The following is a 26,379-nucleotide window of genomic DNA, read 5'->3' on the forward strand; positions in this document are numbered from 1 at the left end:
TGATTTCTATACTTATCCACTTTTTTATGCTAAAATAGCAATTAACTATTGTATGAATTCATACAGAAGGTACGGTTGAAAAAATTTCCGAACAGAGAAGCAAAACGAGGCTTGTCTCTTTGATTAGAATCGCTCATTTTAATCAAAGCATATCAAAAAACAGGTGGCTTGACCCCTCGTTTTGTGTTGTCTAAAAAAAATCAACTAGCTAAATTACTGCGACATGCAGATAAAGGAGACATAAACATGATTTACAAAGTATATTATCAAGAATCAAAAATCCGTAATCCTAAACGGGAAGAAACAAAATCACTTTACATTGAAGCAAATAGTGATGTTGACGCACGTCAACAAGTGGAAGAAAATACCCCATACAACATTGAATTCGTTCAACTTCTAGAAGGCAGTCATCTAGAATACGAAAAAGAAAATGCTGAATTCACATTAGTGGAGTTTTAAAATGAAACTTTCCATCAAAAATAATGAGACAGGCGTCTTTGCTATTGGTGGATTAGGTGAAATCGGGAAAAACACGTATGGGGTACAATTCCAAGATGAGATTATCATCATTGATGCTGGAATCAAGTTTCCAGAAGATGATCTGCTTGGGATTGACTACGTAATTCCTGACTACAACTATATCGTTCAAAATATACACAAAGTGAAAGCACTGGTGATCACGCATGGACACGAAGACCATATCGGTGGCATTCCTTATTTGTTGAAACAAGCGAATATCCCTATTTATGCTGGGCCATTAGCGCTTGCACTGATTACCAATAAGTTGGATGAACATGGCTTGCTTAGAGATGCACAATTGCATGAAATCAATGAAGATACCGTGATTCGTTTCAGAAAAACATCGGTCAGCTTTTTTAGAACAACCCATAGTATCCCTGATGCGTTGGGTGTCGTTGTAAAAACACCTTCTGGTAATATCGTTGCAACAGGTGACTTTAAATTTGATTTCACCCCAGTCGGTGAACCTGCTAACCTGCACAAAATGGCACGGATCGGTGAAGAAGGCGTACTCTGCTTGCTATCAGACAGTACAAATGCTGAGATCCCAACATTTACAAAATCAGAAAAAACGATTGGTCTTTCGATCCTAAAGATTTTTGAGAAAATCGAAGGTCGGATCATTTTTGCCAGCTTCGCTTCAAACATCTTCCGTCTACAACAAGCAGCAGATGCAGCGGTTGCTACCGGCAGAAAAATTGCTGTTTTTGGACGCAGTATGGAAAATGCGATCGTTAACGGCCAACGTTTAGGCTATATCAAAGTCCCAGAAGGAACCTTCGTTGATGCACATGAAATCAATCGATTACCTGCGAATGAAACGATGATCTTATGTACTGGTTCTCAAGGTGAACCGATGGCTGCTTTAAGTCGTATTGCTAATGGTACCCATCGCCAAATCCAGATCCAACCAGATGATACCGTCATTTTCTCAAGCTCACCAATTCCTGGGAATACTACCAGCGTCAACCATTTGATCAATTTATTATCTGAAGCTGGTGCAGAAGTCATTCATGGGAAAATCAACAATATCCATACTTCTGGACACGGTGGTCAAGAAGAACAAAAGCTGATGCTTCGTTTGATGAAGCCTAAATACTTTGTTCCAGTCCACGGAGAATTCAGAATGTTGAAGATCCATGCTTCCCTTGCTCAAGATACTGGTGTACCGGCTGAAAATTGCTTTATTATGGAAAATGGAGATGTGTTGGCTTTGACTAGCGAAACCGCTCGTCCAGCCGGACATTTTATTGCCGGTGACGTCTATATCGACGGTAGCGGGATCGGTGACATTGGAAATGTTGTTTTGAGAGACCGTCATTTGTTATCTGAAGAAGGACTAGTTCTGGCAGTTGCTACTGTCGACATCAAAAAGAAAGAAATTTTAGCGGGACCTGATATTTTATCACGTGGCTTTGTTTATATGCGTGAATCAGGTGAGATGATCAATGAGGCGCAACGCATCCTTTTCCATGCATTGCGTGAAGTGTTAAATGCTCCTGATTGCTCTGAACATAAACTGAAAGAAGCCATGACAGGCGCTTTACAACCTTTCTTATTTGAACGAACAGAAAGACATCCAATGATCCTTCCAATGGTGATGACACCTGATGAAGAAAAATAAATGAAAAACTTATAATGGCTGCATGCGCCGACTTCCTACATAGATGGGTAAAGTTCGGCGCAGTTGTCCATTATAAGTTTTTTTGTAACAAAAAAGAGCGTAATCACTTACGCTCTTAACATGTTTAAATAGGTGAACAACACTTATTTAGTTTACTCGCTCTACTTAAGCTTTTTCAACATTAGCAGCTTGTGGGCCACGATCTGATTCTTCAACATCAAAAGTCACTGCTTGACCTTCTTCTAAAGTTTTGAATCCGTCACCTTGGATAGCTGAAAAGTGAACAAAAACATCGCTTCCGTCTTCACGTGAAATAAAACCAAATCCTTTTTCAGCGTTGAACCATTTAACTGTTCCGTTTTCCATTAATAATACCCTCCTCGTGCCTAAGCACTTAATTGATTGTAACATTGCTCGCGTACGATAGAGGTGCAACAGATGTTTCAACTTCTATTCCCAAACAAAATTACAATATAATTGTACACTTGGTTCTTTTTTTTTGCAAGAAAGCTACTTCCACTTATTCAATTTATTCCTCTTCCATCAATCCCTCCTCTCTCAGACTAAAATACTGTTTGCATCCAATGATCAAATGATCTAAGACATCGATTCCCATCATCTCCCCACATTTTTGAACTCTTTTAGTAAAAAGCAAGTCTTGTTTAGATGGAAGAACATTCCCCGAGGGATGATTATGAACTAAAATAATTCTCGCTGCAGAATATCGAACAGCATAATGGAACACTTCTCTTGGATGTGCGATCGTTTGATCCAGGGAACCAATAAATAGCGTTTTTTTCAACAATACTTGATTCTTAGTATCCAAATAAATACAAATCAAATGTTCTTGTTTGTGATCCTTTAATTCTATGATTAATTGATGCGCTAATTCATAGCTGGCATGGATCGTGGGTTGTACCGCTACATGCTGTGTTTGGATTCTTTTTCCTAGCTCGATCAGTGCTTTGATTTCAAGAGCCTTAACCTGACCAATTCCTCGTATTTTTTCCAGCTCAGACAGCGTTGCCTGTCTTAACAGTGCAAGTCCACCAAATGTTTTCAACAAATTACCTGCTAGTTCCAAGACATTATAGGGATGCTGTCCCGTGCGTAATAAAATAGCAAGTAATTCTTGATCAGAGAGTGCTTTCTCTCCGTAAAGCAACATTCGCTCCCTTGGAAGTGAGGTTGCTGGCACAGCATCCAGCAAATTTTTTTCCATAAAATCCCCCCTTTCTTCTTCTCACTAATAAGATACGAAAAAAGGGGGGAGCTATTTTTATTTTTTTAGATATCCTGGTACTTCGTGTAGAGAAGATAAAACTGCTAACGTTTTTTGTTGCAAGTCTTCTGAAGGAGCCAACAAATCTGGAATCATAATCACTGGGATCTCCGCACTTGCTGCTGCAAGTATCCCGTTTTTAGAATCTTCCAGAACCAATGTTTCTTGTTTTTTCGTTCCTAGATATTCATGGGCAAGCAAAAAGATTTCTGGATCAGGTTTAGCACGTTTGACATTTTCTGCTGAAACAATCGTTTCAAAATAGTTTGTCAGTTGGTTCTTTTCCAATAATAGCTCAATAATATGACGTTGGTTACTAGAAGCGACAACTTTAGGTATTCGGTGTTCTTCTAAAAAGTCCAGTAATTCGATTACTCCTGGTTTTAATTGCACTGCACCTAAGGAAAACCGTCTGATCGTTTCTTCATAAGCATCATTAATGAATTTTTGGACATTATTTTCCCCAAAACTTGCAAAGATCTGATGATAATTTGCCCAAACCTCTTCATCTGATACACCTAGATATTTCAAATACAATTCTTTGTCGTAAGGAAAGCCCATTTGATCAGCAACCATTTGCGAGGCTTCATAGTAGACGATTTCTGTGTCAAAGAGTAACCCATCCATGTCAAAAATGACAGCTTTATAATTCATTTTTTCCTCCTAACTGTAACAATAGTGTTCGTACTTCAGAAATAAAGTAAAGAGAACCTGTAACCACTAAGACATCTTCATTGGTCATTTTTTCTAATATTTCAGCTAAACCAAATTGCCATAATGAAACAATTGAAACTGTTTCATCTACAAGATCAGTCACGGTGCTTAAATCCAATGCTTTCGGGTGTTCAAACGTCGTTAAATACAAATGCGCATTAGGAACTGCTTTTAATTGGGTTAGCATTGCTTCTACATCTTTTGTACTTAGTGCAGAAAATAAAATATTGATCCGATAATCTTTGAACTCTTTCTTCAAATTTTGAACCAAACGGCTGACTGCATGTGTATTATGAGCGCCATCTAAAATAACAAAAGGTTCTTCACTTAATTTTTCCATTCGTCCAGGCCAGTGCGCTTTTTTCAGCCCTTTACGAATTTCTTTTTCACTAAATGGTATACCTGTCATCTTGCAGTAAACTTGGTATAGTTCAATTGCCATACCAGCATTTTCTGTCTGATGTTGTCCAATCATGCCAATCGTAAGCGAGGTCATTTTTCCATGCTCATTATGAAATGAAAATACTTCTCCCCATCGCTCAGCTGGATGTTGATAAGTAACTTGATAGTTTTCGTCAAAAATATGAAGGGGGGCATTTCTTAGTCTAGCCTGTTTTTTGATTACTTCTAAAGCTCTTTCTTCGATATTTCCCGTAACGACAGGCACCCCTTGCTTGATTATTCCTGCTTTTTGGGCAGCGATTTCTTCAATTGTTTCTCCTAAAATATCCGTATGATCCAAGCCAATCGTGGTGATTCCTGTAAGTAATGGTACGGCAACATTCGTTGAGTCTAGTAAACCGCCTAACCCAACTTCAATAATAGCAACGTCGACTTTTTGACACAAAAAATAATCAAATGCCATTGCTGTCAGCGTTTCAAACTCAGTTATTCCGGCAACTGCTTCAAATCGATCCAAATGTTCAACAAGTGGTCGGTATTTTTGTACAAGCTTGATTAAGTCTTGATCTGGAATTTCTTGTCCATTGATCGAGATTCGTTCATTAAAAGATTCAATATACGGCGAAGTAAATGTCCCCACTGTCAGTCCTGCTTCTTCTAGTAGACATCTCAGATACGTAACCGTCGAACCTTTTCCGTTGGTTCCTGCGATATGGATCGTTTTCACCTGTTTTTCTGGATGCCCGACTATCTCTAATAATGCCTCCACTCGATCTAGTCCCGGACGAGAGCCAAATGGCAAGCGGCTATGGATCCAGGCGATTGCTTCTTCTATTTTCATCAACGTTTCCCCCATTCCATATTTATTATAGCAAAAAGCAAGCGGAAACACAGGAAAAAACGTAGTGTATGTAAAAGAAGAAGAAATACTGAATAGCCCATTCTGATTCTACTTATTTGTGCTGACGTCTTGCTTTTTACTTAAAAAAAGAGCGGAAATGTTTTTCAACTACTTTCCGCTCTCTTTTGCATTTGTACGATTGTTCGAATGTCAGATTACTGGATTGTTCTTAAGCTGCGGATTCTTTCTGTAACTGCTGCTTGTTTGTCCAAATAATCTTTTTCTTTTGCCCGCTCTGCTTCAACCACTTCTGCTGGCGCATTGGCAACAAAGCGTTCATTGCCTAATTTTCCTTGTACTCGTTTCACTTCATCTGTCCATTTCGCTAGTTCTTTTTCTAACCGTTTGATTTCTTCTTCGATATTGATCAAACCTGCTAATGGTAAGAAAATTTCTGCCCCTGTCAATACAGCTGACATTGCTAGATCAGGCGCAACGATTTCACTTGAGATCGTTAGCTCTTCTGGATTACAGAAACGCTCGATATAGCTGGTATTTTCTGTTAAGAATTGACCGATTTTCGGATCATTGATCTTAATCATTAATGTAATTGGTTTTGATAATGGTGTATTCACTTCAGAACGAATGTTACGTACGGAACGAATTAGTTCTTTGAGTACTTCCATCCCTTTTGAAGCTGTTTCATCATTAAATTCCGGATGAACCACCGGATAATCAGCAACTACTAAAGAAGTACCTTGATGTGGGATGTGTTGCCAAATTTCTTCAGTAACAAATGGCATAATTGGATGCAATAGACGCAAAATTTGATCTAACGTATGCACCAAAATACTTTGTGTTGTTTGTTTTGAGACAGCATCATCACCATACAAGACTTCTTTACTCATCTCGATATACCAGTCACAAAAATCATCCCAAATAAAGTTATACAACTGACGCCCAGCTTCCCCAAATTCAAAATGATCAAAGAGTTCAGTAACCTTAGCGATCGTTTCATTTAGACGTGTCAAGATCCAGCGGTCTGCCACAGTTTTCTCGCCAGTTAGCGTAATATCTTCAACTGTCATGCCTTCACTGTTCATAATAACAAAACGTGAAGCATTCCAAATTTTATTAATGAAATTCCAAGCTGCATCCATTTTTTCATAGCTGAAACGGACATCTTGACCAGGTGCTGAACCGTTTGATAAGAACCAACGTAAGGCATCAGCGCCATATTTTTCAATCACTTCCATTGGATCAATGCCGTTTCCAAGAGATTTACTCATCTTACGTCCTTGTTCGTCCCGAATCAACCCATGAATCAAAACATTTTCAAACGGACGACGATCCGTAAATTCTAAGCTTTGGAAAATCATTCGACTAACCCAGAAGAAGATAATGTCGTAGCCAGTTACTAATGTGCTTGTTGGGAAATAGCGTTGATAATCAGCACTATTTTCATCTGGCCATCCCATCGTTGAAAAAGGCCATAATGCTGAACTAAACCAAGTATCTAATACATCTGGATCTTGTACCCACTCTTCACTATTTTCTGGAGCTTCCATCCCTACATACATTTCACCCGTTTCTTTATGGTACCAAGCCGGGATTTGGTGTCCCCACCACAATTGACGAGAGATAACCCAATCGTGAACATTTTCCATCCAACGTAAAAATGTTTGATTAAAACGTGGTGGGAAAAATTCAACTGCATCATCAGTCTCTTGATTTTTCATTGCTTTCTCAGCTAATGGAGCCATTTTAACAAACCATTGTGTGGACAAGCGTGGTTCAATGACTACTCCCGTACGTTCTGAATGCCCAACATTATGGATCATTTTTTCAATTTTGATCAATCGTCCGATTTCCTTCAAATCAGAGACAATCGCTTTACGTGCTTCGAAACGATCCATGCCTGCATATTTTCCAGCTAAGTCATTCATCGTTCCATTTTCGTTCATCACATTTACACGTGGCAGATCATGACGGTTACCTACCTCAAAGTCATTTGGATCATGCGCAGGTGTAATTTTCACTACGCCTGTTCCAAATTCCATATCAACATACGTATCTGCAATAATCGGAATTTCTTTATTTACTAATGGTAAAATTACTTTTTTGCCGATCAACGCTTGATAACGCTCGTCTTCTGGGTGTACAGCAATCGCTGTGTCACCTAGCATAGTTTCTGGACGAGTCGTTGCAATTTCCACTACACCCGAACCATCAGCCAGTTCATAGCTCATGTGGTAGAAAGCACCTTCAATCTCTTTGTGGATCACTTCGATATCCGATAAAGCAGTGCGTGCTTGTGGGTCCCAGTTAATAATGTATTCACCACGATAAATCAAGCCTTTTTCATAAAGTGTCACGAATACTTTACGAACAGCTTCTGACAAGCCATCGTCTAGTGTAAAACGTTCACGACTATAATCGAGAGATAAGCCCATTTTTGCCCATTGTTCACGGATATGGCTTGCATACTCTTCTTTCCATTCCCATACTTGATCCACAAATTTTTCACGTCCTAAGTCATAACGCGAAATTCCTTGTTGACGAAGCTTTTCTTCTACTTTTGCCTGTGTAGCGATCCCTGCATGGTCCATTCCAGGTAACCACAAGGTATCAAAGCCTTGCATCCGTTTTTGACGAATCAGCATGTCTTGTAAAGTCGTATCCCAGGCATGTCCTAAGTGAAGTTTTCCTGTAACATTTGGTGGGGGGATTACGATTGAATAGGGTTTTGCTTTCTGATCGCCACTTGGTTTGAACAAATCTTGTTCCAACCATTTTTCATAACGGCCAGCTTCAACTTCTTGCGGATTGTATTTTGTTGATAGATTTTTTTCTTCCGTCATACTGATGTCCTCCTTAAAAATAAAAAAAGTCCTAAAATACTTTCGTATTTTAGGACGTATTGATTTACGCGGTACCACCTAATTTGTAGCAGTTTCCTACTACCTCTCATGTGAGTTAACGATCACGACTCGTTTATCTCTAGGTTTTATCGGTTTGCTGTACACGATAAAGGGTTCAAGATAAAAACTCCCAAGCTACCTTCACTAGTCTCTCCTAAGAACGTCCCACCATCTCGTTCTCTCTCTAAAAGGCTGTAACTAGTTACTCCTCTTGATCAACGTTATGCCTCATTTTACAATGGTTCAATTTTAAAGTCAATAAAAGACGGTAAGAATCGTATTTCCCTAAATAGTACCTCTTCAGGCTTATGATTCGCCTATTATAAATAATTGACTAAACAATAAGCAGTAGTGACAATGTTTGCTTATTTAGAACGTGACTGTTCAAATTAATTTTTTAACTCTCTTACAGAAGACTGATTTTTTCCTGCTTCCTTCATCTCATTTAGATTATTAGCCTTATTTGTAGACTGATTCATTCGCTCCTCTAGTGTTTGAATTTTTATTACAGGGTGACTATTGAGCGTTTGAGTTGATTTATTACTTGTCAAAGAGAGACTATTAGCCGTTTGGGTTGATTCACTTGTCAGAGAGAGACTATAAGTCGTTTGAGGTGATTTATTTGATAGAGAGAGATCCCTGATTTCCTTGGGAATTGGTGTTGGTTGAATACCAGCGGACTTCTCTTGATTTAGACTATCAGCCACATTTGTAGACTGATTCATTTGCTCCTTGAATGTTTGATTTTTTATTACAAGGGGTGTTTTGGTTTGTTTATCTGTTAGAGAGTGATTACTGATTCCGAGAGGTGTTAATGTTGGTTCAATACCTTCAGACTTTTCTTTAGGTTGCTCCTTTTTTCTCTCTGGTTCCTTTACTGAATTACTTATTAGAGACTGATTACTTGTTCCCTGAGGCATTGGAGTTGGTTGAACAAATACGCTTATTTCTTTTGATTGCTCTGTTTCTTGCATATGTAAGTATAAATTCTCGCAACTAGCAATTAGACATTTTACCTTTTGTCGAGTTTGATAATGGTCTGGTTCGTAATAAAGATTTTCTGCTATGGCTCTATAATTTGATTTTTTCTGTTCTCCCGATGAAATTACTAAAAAAGACCAAACAATCCGTGTACAACAATCGTTATCTGCATCATATAATTCTACAACTTGTTGATTCACATCAGACACCAATGGATTTTTATTACTTACCTGTGTCGTTATAAGCTGTTTCAATTGATCCGCTTCCTTTGCCCACCACTCTTTGTCGAATGGCAACATTAACTTATGAATGTTATTAAAACTTGTATTATTGTTTCTCTTAACATCGTTACAACCCAATTTTTTAAGGTTAACAGAAGCTAAGGAAATCTGTTTGGTACACTCGTCAATGATACTTTTTAATTTAGGATATGTATGTATAAAATGTTGTATGCCTTTTTCTTGATAAAGGATATTTGAAAATTGTTCTTCTATACTGAGTTGAGTATTTCTATATTTGCACACCTCAATCACACTATATTTCATTGCTTGTTTTATTTCTTCTTTTTTATTATTTAAATCTATGAGAAACCATTTATTCACACTGCTAGATCTGGCTTTTTCTTTATCTGTTTCCTTCAATAAAATATTCTCAATCTTATTTATGACAACTTGCGTTTTTCTTTTTCGCTTTTCTTCATCCATCGATAAACATTTTTTCGTCCAATTGATGACATCCGATTCAGTAAAATCGATATTACTCGAGGAAAGTTCTTTTTTTATTGGTTGGAGAAAGCCCTCGGCTTTTGAGGAGTCCTTGATTTCCTTTAATAATCCTTCTCCGTCATCCCCAAACCTTTTTTTAAAATCAGTTACATCACTTGAATTTCCCCATTCTCTACTCATTACAGAATAAATGACTGTTGATATAGTCTCTCCCACCTTTTTTTTGCTGGAGTGCTTCTTCGATTTTTGGAAGTAGTTCTTTTTTTGTCTGATAATATTGTAATAGATTTAATGCTTTTTCTCTATCCGAACGATTCGAACAATCGATTCCTTCTTCACTTAGTGTATGATTAATCGTTTCCAGTATTTTAGGAAAAAGGTAATCTACTTTTTGTTTTTCTAAATCTTTTCTAACTTCACCCATTATATCAAGATCTTTTATTTTATCAGTAGGAGGATGTATTATAGTTTGTACTTTTTCTCCCATTTCCATGCTTATTGCGGATATTTTTAGGATCAGTTCTTTTTCATTCAAAATTTTGTTTGTTTGAATCTTATCCTCTTCATTTAAATAAGTGCTTAATTGATTATTGACTTGTTCAAAGTTTTTTTCCGTCCAGTTTGGGTAATTAACTTTTAACTGAAGCATAATCGTTGCGATCTGCTCGGGTTTTAATTGCTTGAGATAGTCATTGTTCGCCAGTTTATTATCGATTGATCGAAGTCCATTCATGAGTCGCTGATTTTCGATTTCACTCAGATCTTTTTTCATCATTTCCAATAAGGAACTATTTTTTTTTGCTTCTGTCTCCTTTAATTCTTCTTTAAATGCCTGAACTGTTTCAAATTTGTGCCATTGATTTTCACCAAAAACAAGTCGCCCTAAATAAGATAACTGTTTTTTTGACTCTGGGGAATTCAATAATCTATAGAATCTATCAAATCGGTCTATTTTTGCCCCACTATTCAATAAATTTTCTAATTGATCCCCTAAATCTGATCGATTTTCTTTTTTTAGTTTTTCGATGATACTTTTTTTATAAAATTCTAAACGGTCCGTTTCTTTGAAGGAAGTATTGACATGTTGCCTAACAGACTCTTTTACTAATGTGGACTGAGCCTCAACATGAATTTGTGTCATCAACTCAACAGTTCCTTGTTCTTTTCCTCTTAATATTTCATCATACTTTACCGCCAACTCTGGGGTTACTTCTTTAGCAATCAAATAAACGAGCTCTTGCTCAAGAAGTCTTTTTTCTGTAATTATGTCAATTTCTTTTATCTTTGTTCTTTCAAAATACGATATTTTTTTACCAATATGTGGCGAATCAATATGCTTGGTAGCTATAGAAATATATGTTTTTTTTTCAGCTTCTGATAAATCCTTTCTTTGAAGAAGCATAGAAATTATTTTATCTTCTCTCAAAAAATCAAAAAACCATTTATACTTATCAGCAGGGTCAGGCATCATTCCAAAAAATCCATCAATTACGATTTCTCTACATCCTTCTTCGTAAGCTGGCTCCATATTGACTAATTGTTGATAGTTTACACTGCCCTCGTTTAATATTTCAAATGTACGAGCTAAAATATCCTCTTTGACTTTAGCTGAGTTCATGCCATATTGTAATTCTATACATGTCGATTTTATTTGTTGATTTGTTTCACGATTCAATAAATCTATTTTTTCATGATCATCCAAAAAATTACGAGAACAATTTTTACTTCTATCTATTGTTAAATTTTTTAATAAATTTAGCTGTTTGTTCAGATTTATAGTTGGAACCATTAGAAGATCAAAAAGATGAATCTGATTTATTACATTATCAGAATTTTGTTGAAAATAGAGACAAGATTCCACGATCTCTCTCGTTATTACTCTCTCTTGTTTCAGCATCATTATCAGCTCATCAAGAGTTTCAAATCTGTTAATTGCCGTCCCCCCCCTTAATGTATCCAGTAATTGCTGATAATCTGCAGTTATTTTGTAAGGAAATTTATTCAGCACTGCTTTCATTTGGTGGTATCCTTCACTTGTTTTGTCCGAAAACCGTTCCATTTCCATAAGAATTGTATTTTTTACCTTCTCTTGATTCATTTTTACCATCCTTTACATTTTTTTGTTATAGCATCCGTGGCTTGTCTGTTTTGCTAGACATTCATATCTAGCCTGAATCATAAGAATTAAGGATTGTTCCTTTTATGTACATTCAATCAAATCTTAAACTTCATTAGTATTTTTTACTCCAACTTGTTTCATAACCGCCTCCTTCAGATTAACTTTTTTCTTACAACAGTGATTCTATCCATTGCATTCATCTTTATTACTGTCATTCACTCCTAAAAAAAGGTTTCTTCTTTCAAAAAAACCAGTTATTTTATAATCCCTGCACACGATGATACAATGAACTGAAAGCTATTATATCAGTATTATGATTGTAAACAAACAAAAATAGATATAAACATGCGTTATAAAAAAACGCTTAGAAACATTGGCTCTAAGCGCTAAAACTATGGATTGTCATAAAAAAACTTCTGAATATTTTTCGTTAAAAAATATAAGCGTTTGCAATTCTGTCGTCAAATCAATGTATTGAATATTCACATGTTTGGGTACGATCACTCGGTCAGGAGCAAAGTTTAAGATCGCTGATACGCCACCTTTCACAATTTCATCGATTGCTGACTGGGAGTGTTTACTTGGAACCGTTGAAATCGCAACTGTTACTTTTTCTTTTTTGACGATTTCGCCAAACTGTTCGATTGGATAAATGAATTGACCATCGATTTCTTGATTGACGATTTTAGGGTCATTGTCAAATACACAGACGATATTCAAATTTTCATTTCTTCTAAAATTATTGTGCTTTAAAGCTTTCCCTAGATTTCCATACCCAACTAAGGCAATTCGTTTTTCCTCTTCCGTCTTTAAGATTCGATCAAAGACTTCGATCAGATAAGGCACTTCATAACCATAGCCACTGCGCCCCAACTCCCCTAAATATGAAAAATCTCTACGGATCGACGCAGAAGGTACTTGGGTGATTTGACTAAATTCATTTGATTTAATCCGCTTCACACCTGAATCATTGAGCATTTTTAAATAACGTAAATATAAAGGTAGTCTTTTAGCTGTTGCTTTTGGTAAAACCGCTATTTTTTCTCCCATCTTCAAACTCCTTTGTTAATTTCTTCACATAGTCAGTTTATCATTTATCCTCTCTTAGAGCAACAGTAGGGAACATAAAAAAGAGTCTGGGATTGATCCCAGACTCTTAAATAAGTGTAAGAACAAATAAAAAGTAATGTTTTTAAAGTATGTTTTATTAAACATAAAAAAACGGTTCAATCTACTTTCTTATTCTTGTCAAAGCTCCACGATAATTTCAAGACTCTTATAACAAATCAGCAAATTCTTCTACTTGTTCAGCTTCGGTAGCTGTATGGATCGTTTCCATTTTTAAACCAGAAAGAGCTCGTTCGATCATTTCTTCGATTGGTAAACGTTCTTCGTATTGATGAACTTTATCAAGTCGTGGTCGGGTCTTTGGTTGAGGTGGGGCAAAAATCGTACAGCAATCTTCAAATGGTTGGACTGAAAGCTCAAAGGTATCGATTTGTTCAGCTACTTCAATGATTTCTAATTTATCCATCGTAGCAACTGGACGAATGATAGGCGTATTCGTTACTTCATTGATAGCAACCATGCTTTGTAAGGTCTGCGAAGCTACTTGTCCTAAAGACTCCCCATTAAGGATAATCAACCCATGGCGTAATCGGCGGATCTCATCCGTTAATCGCAGCATCATCCGTCGAGTAATCGTCATCCAGTACCCTTGCGGAATGTTTTTCTTGATTTCTTCTTGGATCTCAGTAAACGGTACCTCGATAAACTCGATTTTACCGACATAAGGAGTCAATTTTGCTGTTAAATCTTTTGCTTTTTGTAATGCCTGCTCACTCGTGTAAGGTGGACTAGCAAAGTGGACCGCTTCAATTTCAACACCGCGCTTCATGGCAAAATAACCAGCCACAGGTGAATCGATTCCACCAGACAACATCAACATGCCTTTACCACTCGTTCCCACTGGCAACCCGCCTGCTCCTTTAATCGTTTCATAGGATAGGTAAGCAGCATCTCGACGGATTTCTACCCGTAGTGGAATATCTGGTTTACGCATTTGTGCTTCTATATCAGGGAAGATATCTACCACCGCATTTCCTAACGTTTGATTTAATTCATTACTTGTTAATTCAAAGTCGTGGTCACTACGTTTCGCAATAATTTTAAAGGTTTCTTTTCCTGTATAGACTTCTTTCATGATAGCTTGAACTGCATCTTTTAACTTTTGAACATCTTTTTCGATTCGAATACTTGGTGAGAAATTTTGGATACCGAAAATTTTAGCCAATTTAGGTATAACTAATGCACTATCAGCACCATTTAACAGTAGGTGCATCCGGTCACGATCAGCATGGATCTTGATTTCGGGAAAATCACTCAATGCTTGACGAACATTTTGAGCAAGTTGCATAATAAAACTTTTACGGTTTTTTCCTTTTGTTGACAGTTCACCATAGCGGACCATGATTTCACTATATTTCACAAAAACACTCCTTATTGATTAATTGATGGTTGAAAATTTCTTATATAATTGTTTAAAAATGATCATAAATTGTTCTACTTCTGCCATAGAATTACTTTCATCTAAACTAATGCGAACAGCTGACGTAGCTAAATCATCAGGCACATGCATGGCATGCAACGTGCTACTTGCAAGGTGTTTACGAGAAGAACAAGCACTAGTTGTAGAAATAAATATTTGTTTTTCTTCTAACGCATGAACAAGGACTTCTCCTCGAATCCCTTTGAGTGAAAAACATAAGATATGTGGTGCATAATCTTCTCCCTCTGAAAAAATAGTCACTTTTTCATAGGCTTTCAAAGCGTTGATCAATGCCTCTTTTAAATGTTTGGTGTGATCTGGCTTTTGAAGTTTTCGATCCAGTGCAATTCGTAAGGCTTTCGCCATTGCGACAATCGCAGGAACATTTTCTGTTCCACTTCGTTGATTTTTTTCTTGGCCACCACCATTAAGAAGCGGTGCTAAACGTCGTCCCTTCTTCCAATAAATAAAACCTATCCCCCGTGGTCCATGAAATTTATGAGCTGAAAACGTCGCAAAATCAACTCTTTCGGTCAGCCATTCAGATAAAGAAACTTTTCCGATTGCTTGCACAGCATCCACATGAAAATGGATTTTAGGGTATTCTTTTAGCAACTCACTGATTTCTAAAATTGGTTGGATTGATCCAATTTCGTTATTGACTGCCATGATTGAAACCAATACCGTGTCTTTACGAATTAGTTTCTTCAATTCATCAACAATGACAAATCCTTGATTATTTACTGGCGCTATACTAACTTCTACCCCTAGAGATTTAAGTTGTTCAGCTGTTTCACTTACAGCAGGATGTTCTATCCCAGAGATGATCATGTGGTTTCCATATTCACGTTTTTCAATCATCGTCCCTTTAAGTACCCAATTATCGCCTTCTGTCCCACCAGAAGTAAAATAAATTTCATCTGGAGTAACAGTTATCAGCTCAGCAATTTGTTTTCTAGCTTGTTGTAACAAACGGTTTGCTTGATTGCCTAAATCATGCAAACTTGACGGATTCCCAATAATCCGCTGACTTGTCTTTATATAGGCATCTAAACTTTGCGGAAAGATTGGGGTTGTCGCACTATTATCAAAATATATCATAAGAAACCCCTCTTTTTTGAAATTCTTTACTATTATAACGGTTGTCCCAATTGCTTTCAAGAGGAGGTTGTTTTTTCAGAAAGTTTCGTGTAATTGAACACGCAAAAAGACAACACTTGGTGGATTGACCAGTGTTGCCTTTTTAGTTAGTTTTATTAAACTAAATCAGGATTCTTAAAATAAAAATCTTCAATTCGCTTGAAAGCACCAGGTTCAACACGTTCGAGTGCTGTACCGATCTCATCCAGAGCTTCTTGATAATGATGTTCCTTATTGAATAAGTAATAACTTTTATCAATTGCTTCTCTGATTTCTTCATGTGTGTGGCGATAACGATTTGCATACTGTAGCATTTGTTCTGTCAGTGCTGCAGCATCCACTAAATCATGCGTTTTCTTATCAAGTAAGTCTAAATCTTCTTCACATAACGTAACTAAGCGATTGACTTCTTCCATATTGACTCTGATTTTATTTAGCACGATACTTAGCTCTTCAATCCGATCAGTTGCCACAAAGAAAAATTCTAAATAATCATTTGGTAGACCAGGCAAACGTTGTTGTTCCACAAAACGTTTTAAATTACGCAATTTAAATTCGAACGTATCGATTTTTTCTTGCGCTTCTTTTTCACCTTTTCTTAACTCGTGTAGTGAGTCATCGATTTCAACTTGTTGGTTTTCGATATCTTCTAAAACTTTGAATACTTTTTTATAGAAAGTCCGTACTTCAGAATATGGTAGCAAGTGTTGCTGGATTTGTGGTTTCATCTGTTCGTTTTGACGTTCGATTTCTTCCACTTCTGTTTGGAATCCGCGTACTCGACCAATTTCATTATGATTCAACGCATAACTTTGAGCAGTATGATCTAACTCAATCAATAATTGACGATTGTTTTTTGTGGCATGTTTGATGTATTGTTCAATGGTTGCTTGATTGGTTGTGACATAATTTTGGGCTTCCATTTCCCGCTCTAGAATGTCGTAGAGCGAATCAATCATACTAGCAGTTTCACGATTCTCGAATTCAACCGTTTCAACTTCTGTTTTTTCAAGATTTGCTAATGAACTTTCAATACGATGGCTTACTTTTTCAATCTCACCAACAAGATCTTCTTCTGGGAAAACATATTGTTCCTGCATCAATTTTTCATAAGTTTGCTGGATTTCTTCCAGTTGTTCTGGGAAAGTAGTGTTCAAATCTTCAAATAGCGGCGGAACTTTTTTCATCAAAGCTTCAACTTCATACGTATGTTTTTCTGCTTTATCCAAAACTTCTCGAGCTTCAACAGGATCACCTGAAGTATTCAATGCAACAAATTGCGTGAATTCATTTTCGATCATCTTGACTTGCTTTTGTAATTCAGGAAACGCAGGACCGTATTCTTGCTCATCTTCTCTGATTGTTTCTTTCAGTTCTTCATAGACATCCAAAGCTTGCTGAACCGCTAGTGAATTACGTTCTTCTGTTTCACGTAACTCTTTTAGTCCATCACGAATCTCAGAAACTTTCTTTTCCATTTGGTCCATGGTTTTTTCTGCTTCGATCACAGCTTTTTTACCTTTTAAAAATCGGAAACTCTCATTAAGATTTTCTACTTCAAAAATTTGACTTTCTAACTCAGCAAACGAGGAAGTGGATATGTCATTCCATTTTTGACTCCATTCACGAAAGGTATTTTGGCTTTGCCCCACCAGATGCATTTTTTTAACATCATCGACTTCTTCAATCACAGGCAAGTCGAATAATTCTTCCTTGCGCTTTTCCAAGGCGTCCAATCGATCTTGGTTTTTTTTCTTCATATAGTAACTAACCAAAAAGACGACTAGGGCGACTATAATGATTGCTATGACGATTCCGATGATAACATTATTTCCCATTTAAGGTACCTCCGTTTTCAATATGCATCTATTTTTTATGCTTAGTTAAATAATTTGTGTGCATAAAACAATAAATACGTCTTCCGTGCAAAAGACATCTATTGTAAATTATAACACACAATTTTTAAGCATTCACTAACTTCATCGAAAATCTTTTATTCCTACCTAGAAAATAGCATAACCAGTATGAAACGCCGGTTTATTTTGGTTTGTTTCGTCCATTCAAGACTGTTTCTTTCGAGTCGCTTGGGCGATTTGCCGTTGAATTTCTTTGGCGATCTTAGGTTCAGGGGCACACTGCTCTTCCCAGTTATCAGGTTTTAATACCTTATTCGTGACCGGATGATAATGTGGTTTACCATCTGGGAATAATTTCCCCATGTTTGCTTGGTGAACGATCTCAAATATCTTCGTAGGATCAACACCCAATAATGAAAAAGAACCATAAGTAAAATATAAAAGATCGGTTAAAGCATCGACTTGCTCGATCAAAGGTGCTTGTCCCCATTCTTTTTTAGTCAACATTTTTTGTTCTGCTTTCTCTAATGCTTCGTGAAGAGCTGTTACTCCTTCGTGTAATTGTTCCTGATCTCCCTGACAATTGGCCGCAATCAATTCGACTAATTCTTCGATTTTAAATTCTGCACGATAAATGGCTGCTTGTTTCGAAAATGCAGTCGGTACATCAGGTGAACGAGGGTCAAAAATTTTATGAAACTCTTCTACTTGTTGAAAGGGTGTTTTCTCAGACATCTTTTTCTACCTTCTTTTCTTACTTCTCTTAACATTTTAACTGAAGTCTAGTCTATCAACTGTTTTAGTAAATCAAACCATAATGCTTCAGTCCTTGATAAATTCCGTCTTTTTCATTGGTATCCGTCACATAATCAGCAGCTTGCTTAACTTCTTTTTGAGCATTCCCCATAGCAACCCCGATTCCGACACCTTCCAGCATCTCAATGTCGTTATAATGATCACCAAATGCCATGATCTCGGTCATTTCGATCCCCATGTCTTTGGCAAAGGCTGCAATTCCTGAAAGCTTTGAGCCACCTTTTGGAATGATATCAACGGTATACGCATTGGACCGTTGAAAGCTGCACTCCGGAAACCGCTCTTCTAATTTTTCTTGTTCTGATTCCTGACTCAATAATATACATTGGTAAATTGGCTCATCAAGAATCTCCAGTGCCTCATATCGCTTTTTCTGTCGATGTGGGCTAAAAATTTGCAGTCCTTTTTTCATCAATCGAACGGGAAATTTTTTTGGTAATAAACTAACTAAACGTTTGATTAAAATCGACTGTCCTAACAGCATCGTGGTCGAACCAGCTAGTTGATCTCTTCCACCAAAAATGATCTGGCGATGGTTCTTATCAGCATATTCCACGATCTTACTTAAAACGACTTGATCAAATGGTTGATCTACAATCGTTCGTTCGGCAGTAAATACCAATTGTCCATTATAGACAACATACATATCTAATTCCAATTCATCAATCACTTCTTTGATTTTAACTGGACTCCGCCCAGTTGCTACACCACACAATATCCCATTTTTTCTAGCATAGCTAATCGCACGTTTAGTCGAAGCAAGTGCTTTTGAACGGTCGTTGACTAATGTGCCATCAATATCAAAAAAAATTGCTTTGATCATTCAACGCTCCCTCTCTAAAATAAATCCATTTGTTGTGGGTTTAAGCCTTCCGGTTTTATTTTTAATATTTTTTGTAAAGCTAACGCATTTTCTGCAGCATCTCCACCAGAATTGTTGTTAAAGATAATTCCGATTTCTTTCGTTTTTGTGCTAACAGAGTCAATAGCAGTTGCTAGTTCTCTCAGTTCTTGCTCAGAATAGCGATAAAGAGTTCTTTTTTTACGCCAATCTTTATCATTGGCCTGCCAACCTTGAGCATTTCTTCCGTGAAACCTGAAAAGAGCAAAGTCTGGATTCGTGATGAATGGGTCAAAAGGAACTGTTGTGTTTAACAACTGTGGTTCATCAATTACTGCCAAAGAAAATTCTGCTCGAGTCATGAAGCTTCTCGTGCGCTCAATGAATTCCTCACTGTACCACGAAAAGTCCCGAAGTTCGATTGCTACCGGATAGCCAGCAAACCATTTTCGAAGCTTACGTAGGTATTGTACACTTTCCTTGGTGCATTTAAAGGAAGCTGGAAATTGGACTAAAAAACAAAAAAGCTTGTTCGCATCACTCATTGGTTTCATTACTTCCAGAAATTTAGCAATCATTTCTTCTTCTGTTTGATAATATTTTTCCCAGTCTCCTTGACCACTAATCCCTTGATACGCCTTAACAACAAAACGAAAATCATTTGGAACCTCTTGTACCCATTTTTCTACCGAAGTTCGTCTTGGGATTCCATAGTAAGCTGTATCAAGCTCCACTAATGGCAAATATCTAGCATACTCATAAAGTGTGTTATTCTTTTTTCCAGTCAATTTATCATGTTCTTTAAATGAGGTTAATCCGATTCGTATCATTTCAAGCCACCTTTGCTTTTCCATCCAAAAATCAACTATGTATAGTGAGATTTACTACTCATTGCTCAATGCCGCGGATAGCAAAACTCTTTCATATAGTATACAATAAGCGTTAAAGCCTATGCAAAATTATATGTAAGGAAGTCCGAAAAAAAATGAAAAAAATTCTAATTTTACACACTGGCGGAACGATTGCCATGAGAGAAAATCTTTTAACTGGTGGAGTGAGTCCTGATGTTGTGAATCCTTTGCTAGATGCTGAAATTGAAATTCCAGAAGATGTTGATTTAGTAATAGAAGATATCTTTAATCTTCCTTCACCTCATATCATGCCTAAACATATGTTAATTTTAAAAAAACGGATTAATGAAGCCTATCATTTGGGGTTTGACGGTGTTGTAATCACTCATGGAACAGATACGTTAGAAGAAACCGCCTTTTTCTTAGACACGACGATTGGAGATAAACTGCCGATCGTACTAACTGGCGCTATGCGATCCAGCAACGAATTAGGGAGCGATGGGCTGTACAATTTCGAGAGTGCTATTCGAGTCGCTAGTTGTAAGGAAGCCAATGGAAAAGGTGTATTGGTCGTAATGAACGATGAGATCCACTCCGCGCGTTACGTGACCAAAACCCACACGACAAATGTTGCCACTTTTCGTACACCCACATTAGGTCCAATTGGTCTAGTAACAAAACATCGGATCTTATTTATGCAAGAATTACTAGAAACTACACGCTTAGATATCACTTCAGTCAATGGTACGATCCCAATCGTTAAGGCTTATGCGGGGATGCAAGGTGATCTATTAGAAGCTATCGCCCATACCAAAGTAGATGGCCTAGTGATCGAAGCTTTAGGAGCTGGCAATTTACCACCACAAGCTGTAACAGCTTTGAAAAAATTATTAGTACAAAAAATCCCAGTGGTCTTAGTTTCCCGGTGTTTTAATGGGATAGCAGAACCTGTTTATGACTACGAGGGTGGCGGAAAAGAACTAGCAAACATGGGGATTATTTTTTGTAATAGCATCAATAGCCAAAAAGCTCGCATCAAACTACTAATTGCCTTGAATCACGGGTTAAAAGATCAATCATTGATTTCGTTTATTACTCAATAAGTTATAGCTAAATCACATACGAAAATTCCTGACATTAAAATTCCGTTCTAAAAAAATCCAGTGTTCGTTTAGCAATTGAACCAATTTTGCGCATTCTTTTTTCAATCATGGAAGGTTATCGATCCTTGCCTATTACTGGATATCCAAAAGTCTTATTTCCATGTTAGAATGTCCAAAAGTATGAACACCTAAAGAATTCTTTATTATTCAGCACTTCGGCAATCAATCAAAAAAGAGGTTGAGACAAAAGTGTTCAGCATCAAGAAATAAGAAGGAATTTCCGAAAATTGACAAGAAACACAAAAACTCGTTTTTGATGTTGATTGTTACCTACTTGGTGCTTCTCAAATTTTTGGTAAATTTCGGCTTATTTCCGAAGATGCTACTTTTGTCTCACCGTGAACAAGAGGTCGTGAAAAGAGTGTTTTGACCTGAGCGTTAAGGATGGAAATCTCGAAACAGCTTCCCATGTTTTGAGATTTTTTGACTTATCGCCGAAGGTCAGCTCTTTGAACACCGTTTATCCGTTTTTAGAGATACTAGAAGAGACTGAGACAACTTTTGTCTCAGTCCCTTTTTTCCCTTGTTGTTCCTGCTTATTTCCCAGAGCTAGACACTTCTGCGACAACCTCTTTCCGATTGGAACATCGTTTGCTATTAGCAGTTTATTTATTTTTCCAAGTGATATTTGCTTCACAATAGAGTTGTTCTTGCATTCTGATTTCATGTCTTGTTTTCACACCATGTTCCATCTCTACTTGTTCATAATGACTTTCAATTTCATTTCCATATTCCACTTCTTTGTCAAAACGGATCAAAACTTTTTCTGGTACATGTGTCGTCAAGAAATCATAGCCTAAGACATCAATAATCCAGTTGAAATACATGGCATTGTTCACATGTTGGTTACTATCGATATCATAGAAACGCACGCGATAAGGTAACATCGTGCCCGATTCGATCTTTTCTATTTTTTCTTGCCGTTTGATTTTTTTGATTTTTTCGCTTTCAAACGGTGCAATAATTTCTTCATTGACACTACTCATTTTCCGATTCACAAAATCCATTAATACAAAAACTGATTCTATTTTTATCAGTTCTGTACCTTCTTCATCATGAATCCAAAAATTACGATAACAAAAGAATTTATTGTACTCCATGGCTTGTGTTGTTATAGAAATCGTCTCTCCTACTTTTGGCAAACGAGTGATTGTCATTGAATAATTGGTAATGACCCAAGTCAGTCCAAAACTATTGACAAATTTACTGCCACGATCAAGCGCATCACTTTGATCTTCCGATGTCTTGATCACGATTCCTAACATTGATGGAAATGTCATGGTCTGATTAATGTCACATTCATAATATGAAACTTCATGTTTTTTTGTATATCTCTTTGCCAAAAAAACACCCTCCTCTTATCTTTTCGCTAATAATTGATCCACTTGTGAACCATAACTTTCCCCAAACATATTTAGATGGGCTAACAAATAATATAACTGGTAAATCGGCAATCGTTTTTCCCAATTTTTTTCCAAAGGATAGACCATTTGATAACTTTGTAAAAACTCTGGACGAAACCCACCAAATAGCTGGCTCATAGCTATGTCCTGCTCACGATCACCGTAAGAAACGGCTGGATCAACGAAGACTGGTTCTCCTTGCTGATCAAAGAACACATTACCACTCCACAAGTCGCCATGCAAGAGGCTAGGGACAATCTTTTTATCACTAAAGTTTTCTAACACGTATTGCTTAAAAGAAATAAATGTTTCTTGGCGGTTTTGATTCCAATGGTTGTTTTTTTGTGCCAAAGCAATTTGACTTTCTAGACGATTTTTGAAGAAGAAAAGCCACCAATATTCTTCCACATGATTGAATTGCGGAACGGTCCCTAAATAGTTATCCTTTCGATACCCAAATTGAGGAGCGGTTACCTTGTGCAATTTCGCCAAAGAAACGGCTAGATCTTTTTGATCTCCTTTACCAGGTTCGATCCATTCCATCAAAAGATAGGCACCATCTTTTTGTTCACCCAGCATGTAAGTTTCAGGTACTCGAACATAGGGAGCTAGTTCTTTTAACCCATCCACTTCTGCTTCAAAAAAAGACTTTCCAATATTAGGATGAAGCTTTAAGAAATATGATTTATTTTGCTCTTCAATTCGATACGTTTGATTAACGTCCCCACCAGTGATAGGTATCACTTTGCCTTCTAATTGGATTTCTGCTAACACCGACTGAATATTCATCTCTACTCCTCCTTACATGCTTTTCCAACCTATTTGTTAGCTATCATTATATCACAGAGAATCTAAAACAAAGAAAATGAGTCTAGTAACTCTTTGTTCAACAGTAAAAGTCCATTGCTCATATTTATAGACAAAAAAAGAGAGGCTTCTTTCAAAATTAGCAACCCTACTAATTTCGAAGACTAACCTCGTCTTTCTTTCAATCCCTCATTTACTTTCTTTTTCAGTAATCTGAGACACCAATTCGTCTATTTTCTTCATACTTTGAGTAGAATCAGTTTTTTAAGCCAATGCGCCCATTGGATCCCAAGGAGCTAAAACGATTGGTTCTTCATTGAAGGCTTGGAGTTGCTCTTTCGACAACAAATCTTTGCGAACAACGATTTGATACGTGTATTCGTTCATCCAATCGTCACTCATTACAAAAAATCCTTTATTGCCGACTTTTTCTCCCCAGCTATTTTCGACTTTCCATTTCGTTGATTTCCCATCAACAAGATCGACTCCCGTCAATACCATCGCGTGGGTCATTAAGCTTTCACCATAATCTAAACGTTGTGCTTTAGTCATCGTAAAATCTACATCGAATAAGTCATCCATGTCGTAAACATCCAGTGCCATGACCCCACTATCTCTAGTTGAAGATTGTCCAACATCACAACCAAACCAAACGGACTCTCCTTGTTCCAGTTGGGCAATAGCCAACTGTTTAAACGTTGACATATCTACGTTCAAGTAACGAACTTCTTTCCCGCCAACCACATTACCTAACATTTCTACAGTGTAAGAACGATCAAAAGGTTTGTCTTTTGTCGGTGCATTGATGATGCTAACGTAATCATCTAGTTTTACACCAATATATTTATCATAAAAGAGTTGAGGTGTAAGCTGTTGGTCAATATGATAATTGTTTTCTTCGTCACGGTATTCAAAATCAAATTCTTTTGGTGGTGTTCCTAAGGAGATGGCTAAAAATTGATAGATTCCTTCTAGCATTTCCTCTTTTTTTGCTTGAATCGCTTCAGCAGTTTCACCACCGGCAATCATTTCACGTAAGACCGTCGCATCTTTACGCAACAATTTATTCAAGTAATTATTTAAATCTCGTGAATTTGAACTATTTGCACTTTCTGGCATAACAGATTTAGGAACTACACCATATTTCTGGAAGAGGGAAACGATCATATCCCATTGTCCGCCATCTTGTTGTGGGGTTGTTAATAAAAAGGCTACTTTTCGGCTATCTAAGGCATCATTCCCTGTTGCGATAATATTTTCATAAAAATAATTAGCTTTTTCATATTTGTCCCAGAAAAACGTATAGTTTTGTGATAATTCAAATTCTTTCAAATGGAATTGATTGAGCAATTTATGTCGGAAAGTATTTAATGCTGCAAACATCCAGCAACGACCAGATTGTTTCTGATTTGAAACCTTTCCCGTTGATAAATCAATTGAAAAAACCGGTGTATTAGACACATGGGCAGCCACATTTTCAGCAGAAGCGGTGATCCCATTTTTTACTACCGCTCTTTGTAGAGCTTGTTGCTTGTTGTTTTCTTCAAAACCTTTTGCAAATTTTTTCGTCATTTCAGGTGTAATAGCTTTCATCCAATCATCCTTCCAATCAAAAATATATCTTTAATTCTACCCTTAAGTGGTTTGAAATACAACGACTCACTTTTAATCGTTACAACAAATCGACTGAATCCCCCTCACGACAACCCTTTTTTGTTATTCTCAAAAGTTTTTGAGAATAACAAAAAAACCACAGCTTAGAGGCTGTGGTTGAAGTACTCCGGCAGTAGGACTCGAACCTACGACATCATGATTAACAGTCATGCGCTACTACCAACTGAGCTATGCCGGAATCAAGTACATGTATATAATATCAATTTATCTTAAATAACGCAATACTTTTTTTACATATTTTTTTGTTTTTTCACAAAAATCACTGTCCAAAATTTGTTATTTATACAATTTAGAATGATCATCCTATGAAACCCAATTTTTTTTGTTTTAGATATTGACAAAATTGATTATTTTCGTTATTCTATTACTTGTATTAAGAAATCATGCCGCTTTAGCTCAGTTGGTAGAGCGCTTCCATGGTAAGGAAGAGGTCGCCGGTTCAAGCCCGGCAAGTGGCTTACTTAGATAACGTAACCTGTTGTTTTAACAATAAGGTTACGTTGTTTTTTTATCTTCATTTTTTTAAATACTATATGATTTTATAGCTAATAAAACTAAGCTGTAATGAATAGCTAGTTGTAAATAAACGTAAAGGACCAGTGCCTTAGATATAAATCTTACGTTTACTCTAATAACGAGTAAACAGTGTTCAATCAACCACTCCTTGCAATAAGCCTGAATTTTTCATAATATGAGAAGCTGTTTCAAGATCCCCATCCTTATTGGCCCTGCAATTACTCATCGCAGTTTCTACTTAGTGAGCGCTCAGATCAAAACGCTCTTTTCGCATCCTCTGATCTACGATGTTCCAAGTAGTATCGAAAATAAGCTGGAGAATCCAAAAAATAAGAAGAACTATTTTTGGATTCTCCAGCTTATTTCTCAGTGCTAAACACTGCTGTCACAACTGCATGTCTTTAAGGGCGTAAATCAACTAGAGGGACTTGGTTATCCAAAGTTCCACTAGGGGATTCAAGTTTAAAACTATTTAAACGGGGGTCTAAAGTTAACGTCATCGTTTCATCCATGTACATTTTTGAATAGTCTTTGATATAAATGGCTCCCATATCACTGTCAATCTTCATTGGATAGTCTGTTTTCTCTTGTTTGCTAGCTAATAACAATAGACGGAAGCTCGTATCTAACGAACAC

General features: G+C 36.9%; 21 protein-coding genes, 2 tRNA genes and 1 other annotated feature (1 of these 24 cut by a window edge). Of the genes, 4 read left to right on the top strand and 19 right to left on the bottom strand.

Annotated features, from left to right (window positions below):
* Positions 1-246 precede the first annotated feature (246 nt).
* Both IGJ27_RS10005 and rnjA read left to right on the top strand, forming a co-directional pair.
* The gene (locus IGJ27_RS10005; protein ID WP_010718722.1) at positions 247-459 is read left to right on the top strand and encodes a DNA-directed RNA polymerase subunit epsilon; all 213 of its coding nucleotides are present in this window, start codon (positions 247-249) and stop codon (positions 457-459) included.
* A 1-nt stretch (position 460) separates the two neighbouring features.
* Positions 461-2,143 carry a ribonuclease J1 gene (rnjA, locus tag IGJ27_RS10010; RefSeq protein WP_010718723.1) on the top strand — a complete coding sequence of 561 codons (1,683 nt, stop codon included), beginning with the start codon at positions 461-463 and terminating at the stop codon, positions 2,141-2,143.
* A gap of 165 nt (positions 2,144-2,308) precedes the next feature.
* On the opposite strand, the gene IGJ27_RS10015 is transcribed toward rnjA, so the two are convergent.
* The 14 genes from IGJ27_RS10015 to IGJ27_RS10080 all read right to left on the bottom strand — a co-directional run bounded on the left by IGJ27_RS10015 (position 2,309) and on the right by IGJ27_RS10080 (position 20,159).
* On the bottom strand, positions 2,309-2,509 hold the full coding sequence (locus IGJ27_RS10015) for a cold-shock protein (protein ID WP_010718724.1): 201 nt from the start codon (positions 2,507-2,509) through the stop codon (positions 2,309-2,311).
* Positions 2,510-2,672: 163 nt separating this feature from the next.
* Positions 2,673-3,365, bottom strand: a complete 693-nt coding sequence (gene radC, locus IGJ27_RS10020) for a RadC family protein (protein ID WP_034698946.1) — start codon at positions 3,363-3,365, stop codon at positions 2,673-2,675.
* A 57-nt stretch (positions 3,366-3,422) separates the two neighbouring features.
* Positions 3,423-4,079 carry an HAD family hydrolase gene (locus tag IGJ27_RS10025; protein ID WP_081128168.1) on the bottom strand — a complete coding sequence of 219 codons (657 nt, stop codon included), beginning with the start codon at positions 4,077-4,079 and terminating at the stop codon, positions 3,423-3,425.
* On the bottom strand, positions 4,069-5,382 hold the full coding sequence (locus IGJ27_RS10030) for a bifunctional folylpolyglutamate synthase/dihydrofolate synthase (RefSeq protein WP_178305752.1): 1,314 nt from the start codon (positions 5,380-5,382) through the stop codon (positions 4,069-4,071). The genes IGJ27_RS10025 and IGJ27_RS10030 overlap by 11 nt, the downstream gene beginning before the upstream one ends.
* A gap of 215 nt (positions 5,383-5,597) precedes the next feature.
* Positions 5,598-8,243 (bottom strand): valine--tRNA ligase, encoded by a 2,646-nt coding sequence (locus IGJ27_RS10035; protein WP_010718728.1) that lies wholly within the window; start codon positions 8,241-8,243, stop codon positions 5,598-5,600.
* A gap of 47 nt (positions 8,244-8,290) precedes the next feature.
* Positions 8,291-8,531: a binding site (T-box leader), on the bottom strand.
* Between the two features lie 161 nt (positions 8,532-8,692).
* The gene (locus tag IGJ27_RS10040) at positions 8,693-10,189 is read right to left on the bottom strand and encodes a hypothetical protein (protein WP_178305751.1); all 1,497 of its coding nucleotides are present in this window, start codon (positions 10,187-10,189) and stop codon (positions 8,693-8,695) included.
* Positions 10,182-12,107 carry a hypothetical protein gene (locus IGJ27_RS10045; RefSeq protein WP_438791702.1) on the bottom strand — a complete coding sequence of 642 codons (1,926 nt, stop codon included), beginning with the start codon at positions 12,105-12,107 and terminating at the stop codon, positions 10,182-10,184. The genes IGJ27_RS10040 and IGJ27_RS10045 overlap by 8 nt, the downstream gene beginning before the upstream one ends.
* Positions 12,108-12,530: 423 nt before the next feature.
* A complete protein-coding gene (locus IGJ27_RS10050) occupies positions 12,531-13,178 on the bottom strand; it encodes a redox-sensing transcriptional repressor Rex (RefSeq protein WP_010718730.1) in 648 nt (215 codons plus the stop codon).
* 226 nt (positions 13,179-13,404) lie between these two features.
* Positions 13,405-14,616 (bottom strand): tRNA uracil 4-sulfurtransferase ThiI, encoded by a 1,212-nt coding sequence (thiI, locus tag IGJ27_RS10055; protein WP_010718731.1) that lies wholly within the window; start codon positions 14,614-14,616, stop codon positions 13,405-13,407.
* Between the two features lie 18 nt (positions 14,617-14,634).
* Positions 14,635-15,777, bottom strand: coding sequence for a cysteine desulfurase family protein (locus IGJ27_RS10060; protein WP_010738070.1), 1,143 nt, complete (start codon positions 15,775-15,777; stop codon positions 14,635-14,637).
* A gap of 155 nt (positions 15,778-15,932) precedes the next feature.
* On the bottom strand, positions 15,933-17,654 hold the full coding sequence (locus IGJ27_RS10065) for a septation ring formation regulator EzrA (RefSeq protein WP_010718733.1): 1,722 nt from the start codon (positions 17,652-17,654) through the stop codon (positions 15,933-15,935).
* A 222-nt stretch (positions 17,655-17,876) separates the two neighbouring features.
* Positions 17,877-18,407: a haloacid dehalogenase gene (locus IGJ27_RS10070; RefSeq protein ID WP_034698938.1), complete on the bottom strand. Its 531-nt coding sequence runs from the start codon at positions 18,405-18,407 to the stop codon at positions 17,877-17,879.
* A gap of 64 nt (positions 18,408-18,471) precedes the next feature.
* Positions 18,472-19,311, bottom strand: coding sequence for a Cof-type HAD-IIB family hydrolase (locus tag IGJ27_RS10075; RefSeq protein WP_034698936.1), 840 nt, complete (start codon positions 19,309-19,311; stop codon positions 18,472-18,474).
* Positions 19,312-19,325: 14 nt separating this feature from the next.
* Entirely contained in the window at positions 19,326-20,159 is an 834-nt protein-coding gene (locus IGJ27_RS10080) for a DUF72 domain-containing protein (RefSeq protein WP_178305749.1), read from the bottom strand.
* 155 nt (positions 20,160-20,314) lie between these two features.
* Here IGJ27_RS10080 and IGJ27_RS10085 point away from each other — a divergent pair, with 155 nt between their 5' ends.
* The gene (locus IGJ27_RS10085; RefSeq protein WP_034698932.1) at positions 20,315-21,283 is read left to right on the top strand and encodes an asparaginase; all 969 of its coding nucleotides are present in this window, start codon (positions 20,315-20,317) and stop codon (positions 21,281-21,283) included.
* Positions 21,284-21,948: 665 nt separating this feature from the next.
* On the opposite strand, the gene IGJ27_RS10090 is transcribed toward IGJ27_RS10085, so the two are convergent.
* From IGJ27_RS10090 to IGJ27_RS10105, 4 genes are all read right to left on the bottom strand, one after another.
* Complete coding sequence (locus IGJ27_RS10090) at positions 21,949-22,686, bottom strand: acyl-ACP thioesterase domain-containing protein (protein WP_178305748.1); 738 nt, start codon at positions 22,684-22,686, stop codon at positions 21,949-21,951.
* A gap of 15 nt (positions 22,687-22,701) precedes the next feature.
* Positions 22,702-23,535: a fructosamine kinase family protein gene (locus IGJ27_RS10095; RefSeq protein WP_178305747.1), complete on the bottom strand. Its 834-nt coding sequence runs from the start codon at positions 23,533-23,535 to the stop codon at positions 22,702-22,704.
* Positions 23,536-23,817: 282 nt separating this feature from the next.
* A complete protein-coding gene (locus IGJ27_RS10100) occupies positions 23,818-25,146 on the bottom strand; it encodes an aminopeptidase C (protein ID WP_010718740.1) in 1,329 nt (442 codons plus the stop codon).
* Between the two features lie 185 nt (positions 25,147-25,331).
* Positions 25,332-25,405, bottom strand: a tRNA-Asn gene (locus IGJ27_RS10105).
* 207 nt (positions 25,406-25,612) lie between these two features.
* Here IGJ27_RS10105 and IGJ27_RS10110 point away from each other — a divergent pair.
* A tRNA-Thr gene (locus IGJ27_RS10110) sits at positions 25,613-25,685 on the top strand.
* A 459-nt stretch (positions 25,686-26,144) separates the two neighbouring features.
* On the opposite strand, the gene IGJ27_RS10115 is transcribed toward IGJ27_RS10110, so the two are convergent.
* Positions 26,145-26,379, bottom strand: partial view of an iron-sulfur cluster biosynthesis family protein gene (locus IGJ27_RS10115; protein ID WP_010718741.1) — the 3' portion only. 116 nt of this gene lie beyond the right edge of the window; 235 of the gene's 351 nt are visible here — the last part of the coding sequence; its start codon lies off the right edge, out of view — the gene reads right to left on this strand; the stop codon is at positions 26,145-26,147.

Origin of the sequence: Enterococcus sp. DIV1726a, assembly GCF_051710985.1 — a bacterium.
Classification (GTDB): domain Bacteria; phylum Bacillota; class Bacilli; order Lactobacillales; family Enterococcaceae; genus Enterococcus_B; species Enterococcus_B hirae.

Excerpts from the sequence above, each read along its gene's own strand:
- IGJ27_RS10005 (WP_010718722.1), top strand. The coding sequence starts at position 247 with ATGATTTACAAAGTATATTATCAAGAATCAAAAATCCGTAATCCTAAA.
- rnjA (WP_010718723.1), top strand. The coding sequence starts at position 461 with ATGAAACTTTCCATCAAAAATAATGAGACAGGCGTCTTTGCTATTGGT.
- IGJ27_RS10015 (WP_010718724.1), bottom strand. The coding sequence starts at position 2,509 with ATGGAAAACGGAACAGTTAAATGGTTCAACGCTGAAAAAGGATTTGGT.
- radC (WP_034698946.1), bottom strand. The coding sequence starts at position 3,365 with ATGGAAAAAAATTTGCTGGATGCTGTGCCAGCAACCTCACTTCCAAGG.
- IGJ27_RS10025 (WP_081128168.1), bottom strand. The coding sequence starts at position 4,079 with ATGAATTATAAAGCTGTCATTTTTGACATGGATGGGTTACTCTTTGAC.
- IGJ27_RS10030 (WP_178305752.1), bottom strand. The coding sequence starts at position 5,382 with ATGAAAATAGAAGAAGCAATCGCCTGGATCCATAGCCGCTTGCCATTT.
- IGJ27_RS10035 (WP_010718728.1), bottom strand. The coding sequence starts at position 8,243 with ATGACGGAAGAAAAAAATCTATCAACAAAATACAATCCGCAAGAAGTT.
- IGJ27_RS10040 (WP_178305751.1), bottom strand. The coding sequence starts at position 10,189 with ATGAGTAGAGAATGGGGAAATTCAAGTGATGTAACTGATTTTAAAAAA.
- IGJ27_RS10045 (WP_438791702.1), bottom strand. The coding sequence starts at position 12,107 with ATGAATCAAGAGAAGGTAAAAAATACAATTCTTATGGAAATGGAACGG.
- IGJ27_RS10050 (WP_010718730.1), bottom strand. The coding sequence starts at position 13,178 with ATGGGAGAAAAAATAGCGGTTTTACCAAAAGCAACAGCTAAAAGACTA.
- IGJ27_RS10060 (WP_010738070.1), bottom strand. The coding sequence starts at position 15,777 with ATGATATATTTTGATAATAGTGCGACAACCCCAATCTTTCCGCAAAGT.
- IGJ27_RS10065 (WP_010718733.1), bottom strand. The coding sequence starts at position 17,654 with ATGGGAAATAATGTTATCATCGGAATCGTCATAGCAATCATTATAGTC.
- IGJ27_RS10070 (WP_034698938.1), bottom strand. The coding sequence starts at position 18,407 with ATGTCTGAGAAAACACCCTTTCAACAAGTAGAAGAGTTTCATAAAATT.
- IGJ27_RS10075 (WP_034698936.1), bottom strand. The coding sequence starts at position 19,311 with ATGATCAAAGCAATTTTTTTTGATATTGATGGCACATTAGTCAACGAC.
- IGJ27_RS10080 (WP_178305749.1), bottom strand. The coding sequence starts at position 20,159 with ATGATACGAATCGGATTAACCTCATTTAAAGAACATGATAAATTGACT.
- IGJ27_RS10085 (WP_034698932.1), top strand. The coding sequence starts at position 20,315 with ATGAAAAAAATTCTAATTTTACACACTGGCGGAACGATTGCCATGAGA.
- IGJ27_RS10095 (WP_178305747.1), bottom strand. The coding sequence starts at position 23,535 with ATGAATATTCAGTCGGTGTTAGCAGAAATCCAATTAGAAGGCAAAGTG.
- IGJ27_RS10100 (WP_010718740.1), bottom strand. The coding sequence starts at position 25,146 with ATGAAAGCTATTACACCTGAAATGACGAAAAAATTTGCAAAAGGTTTT.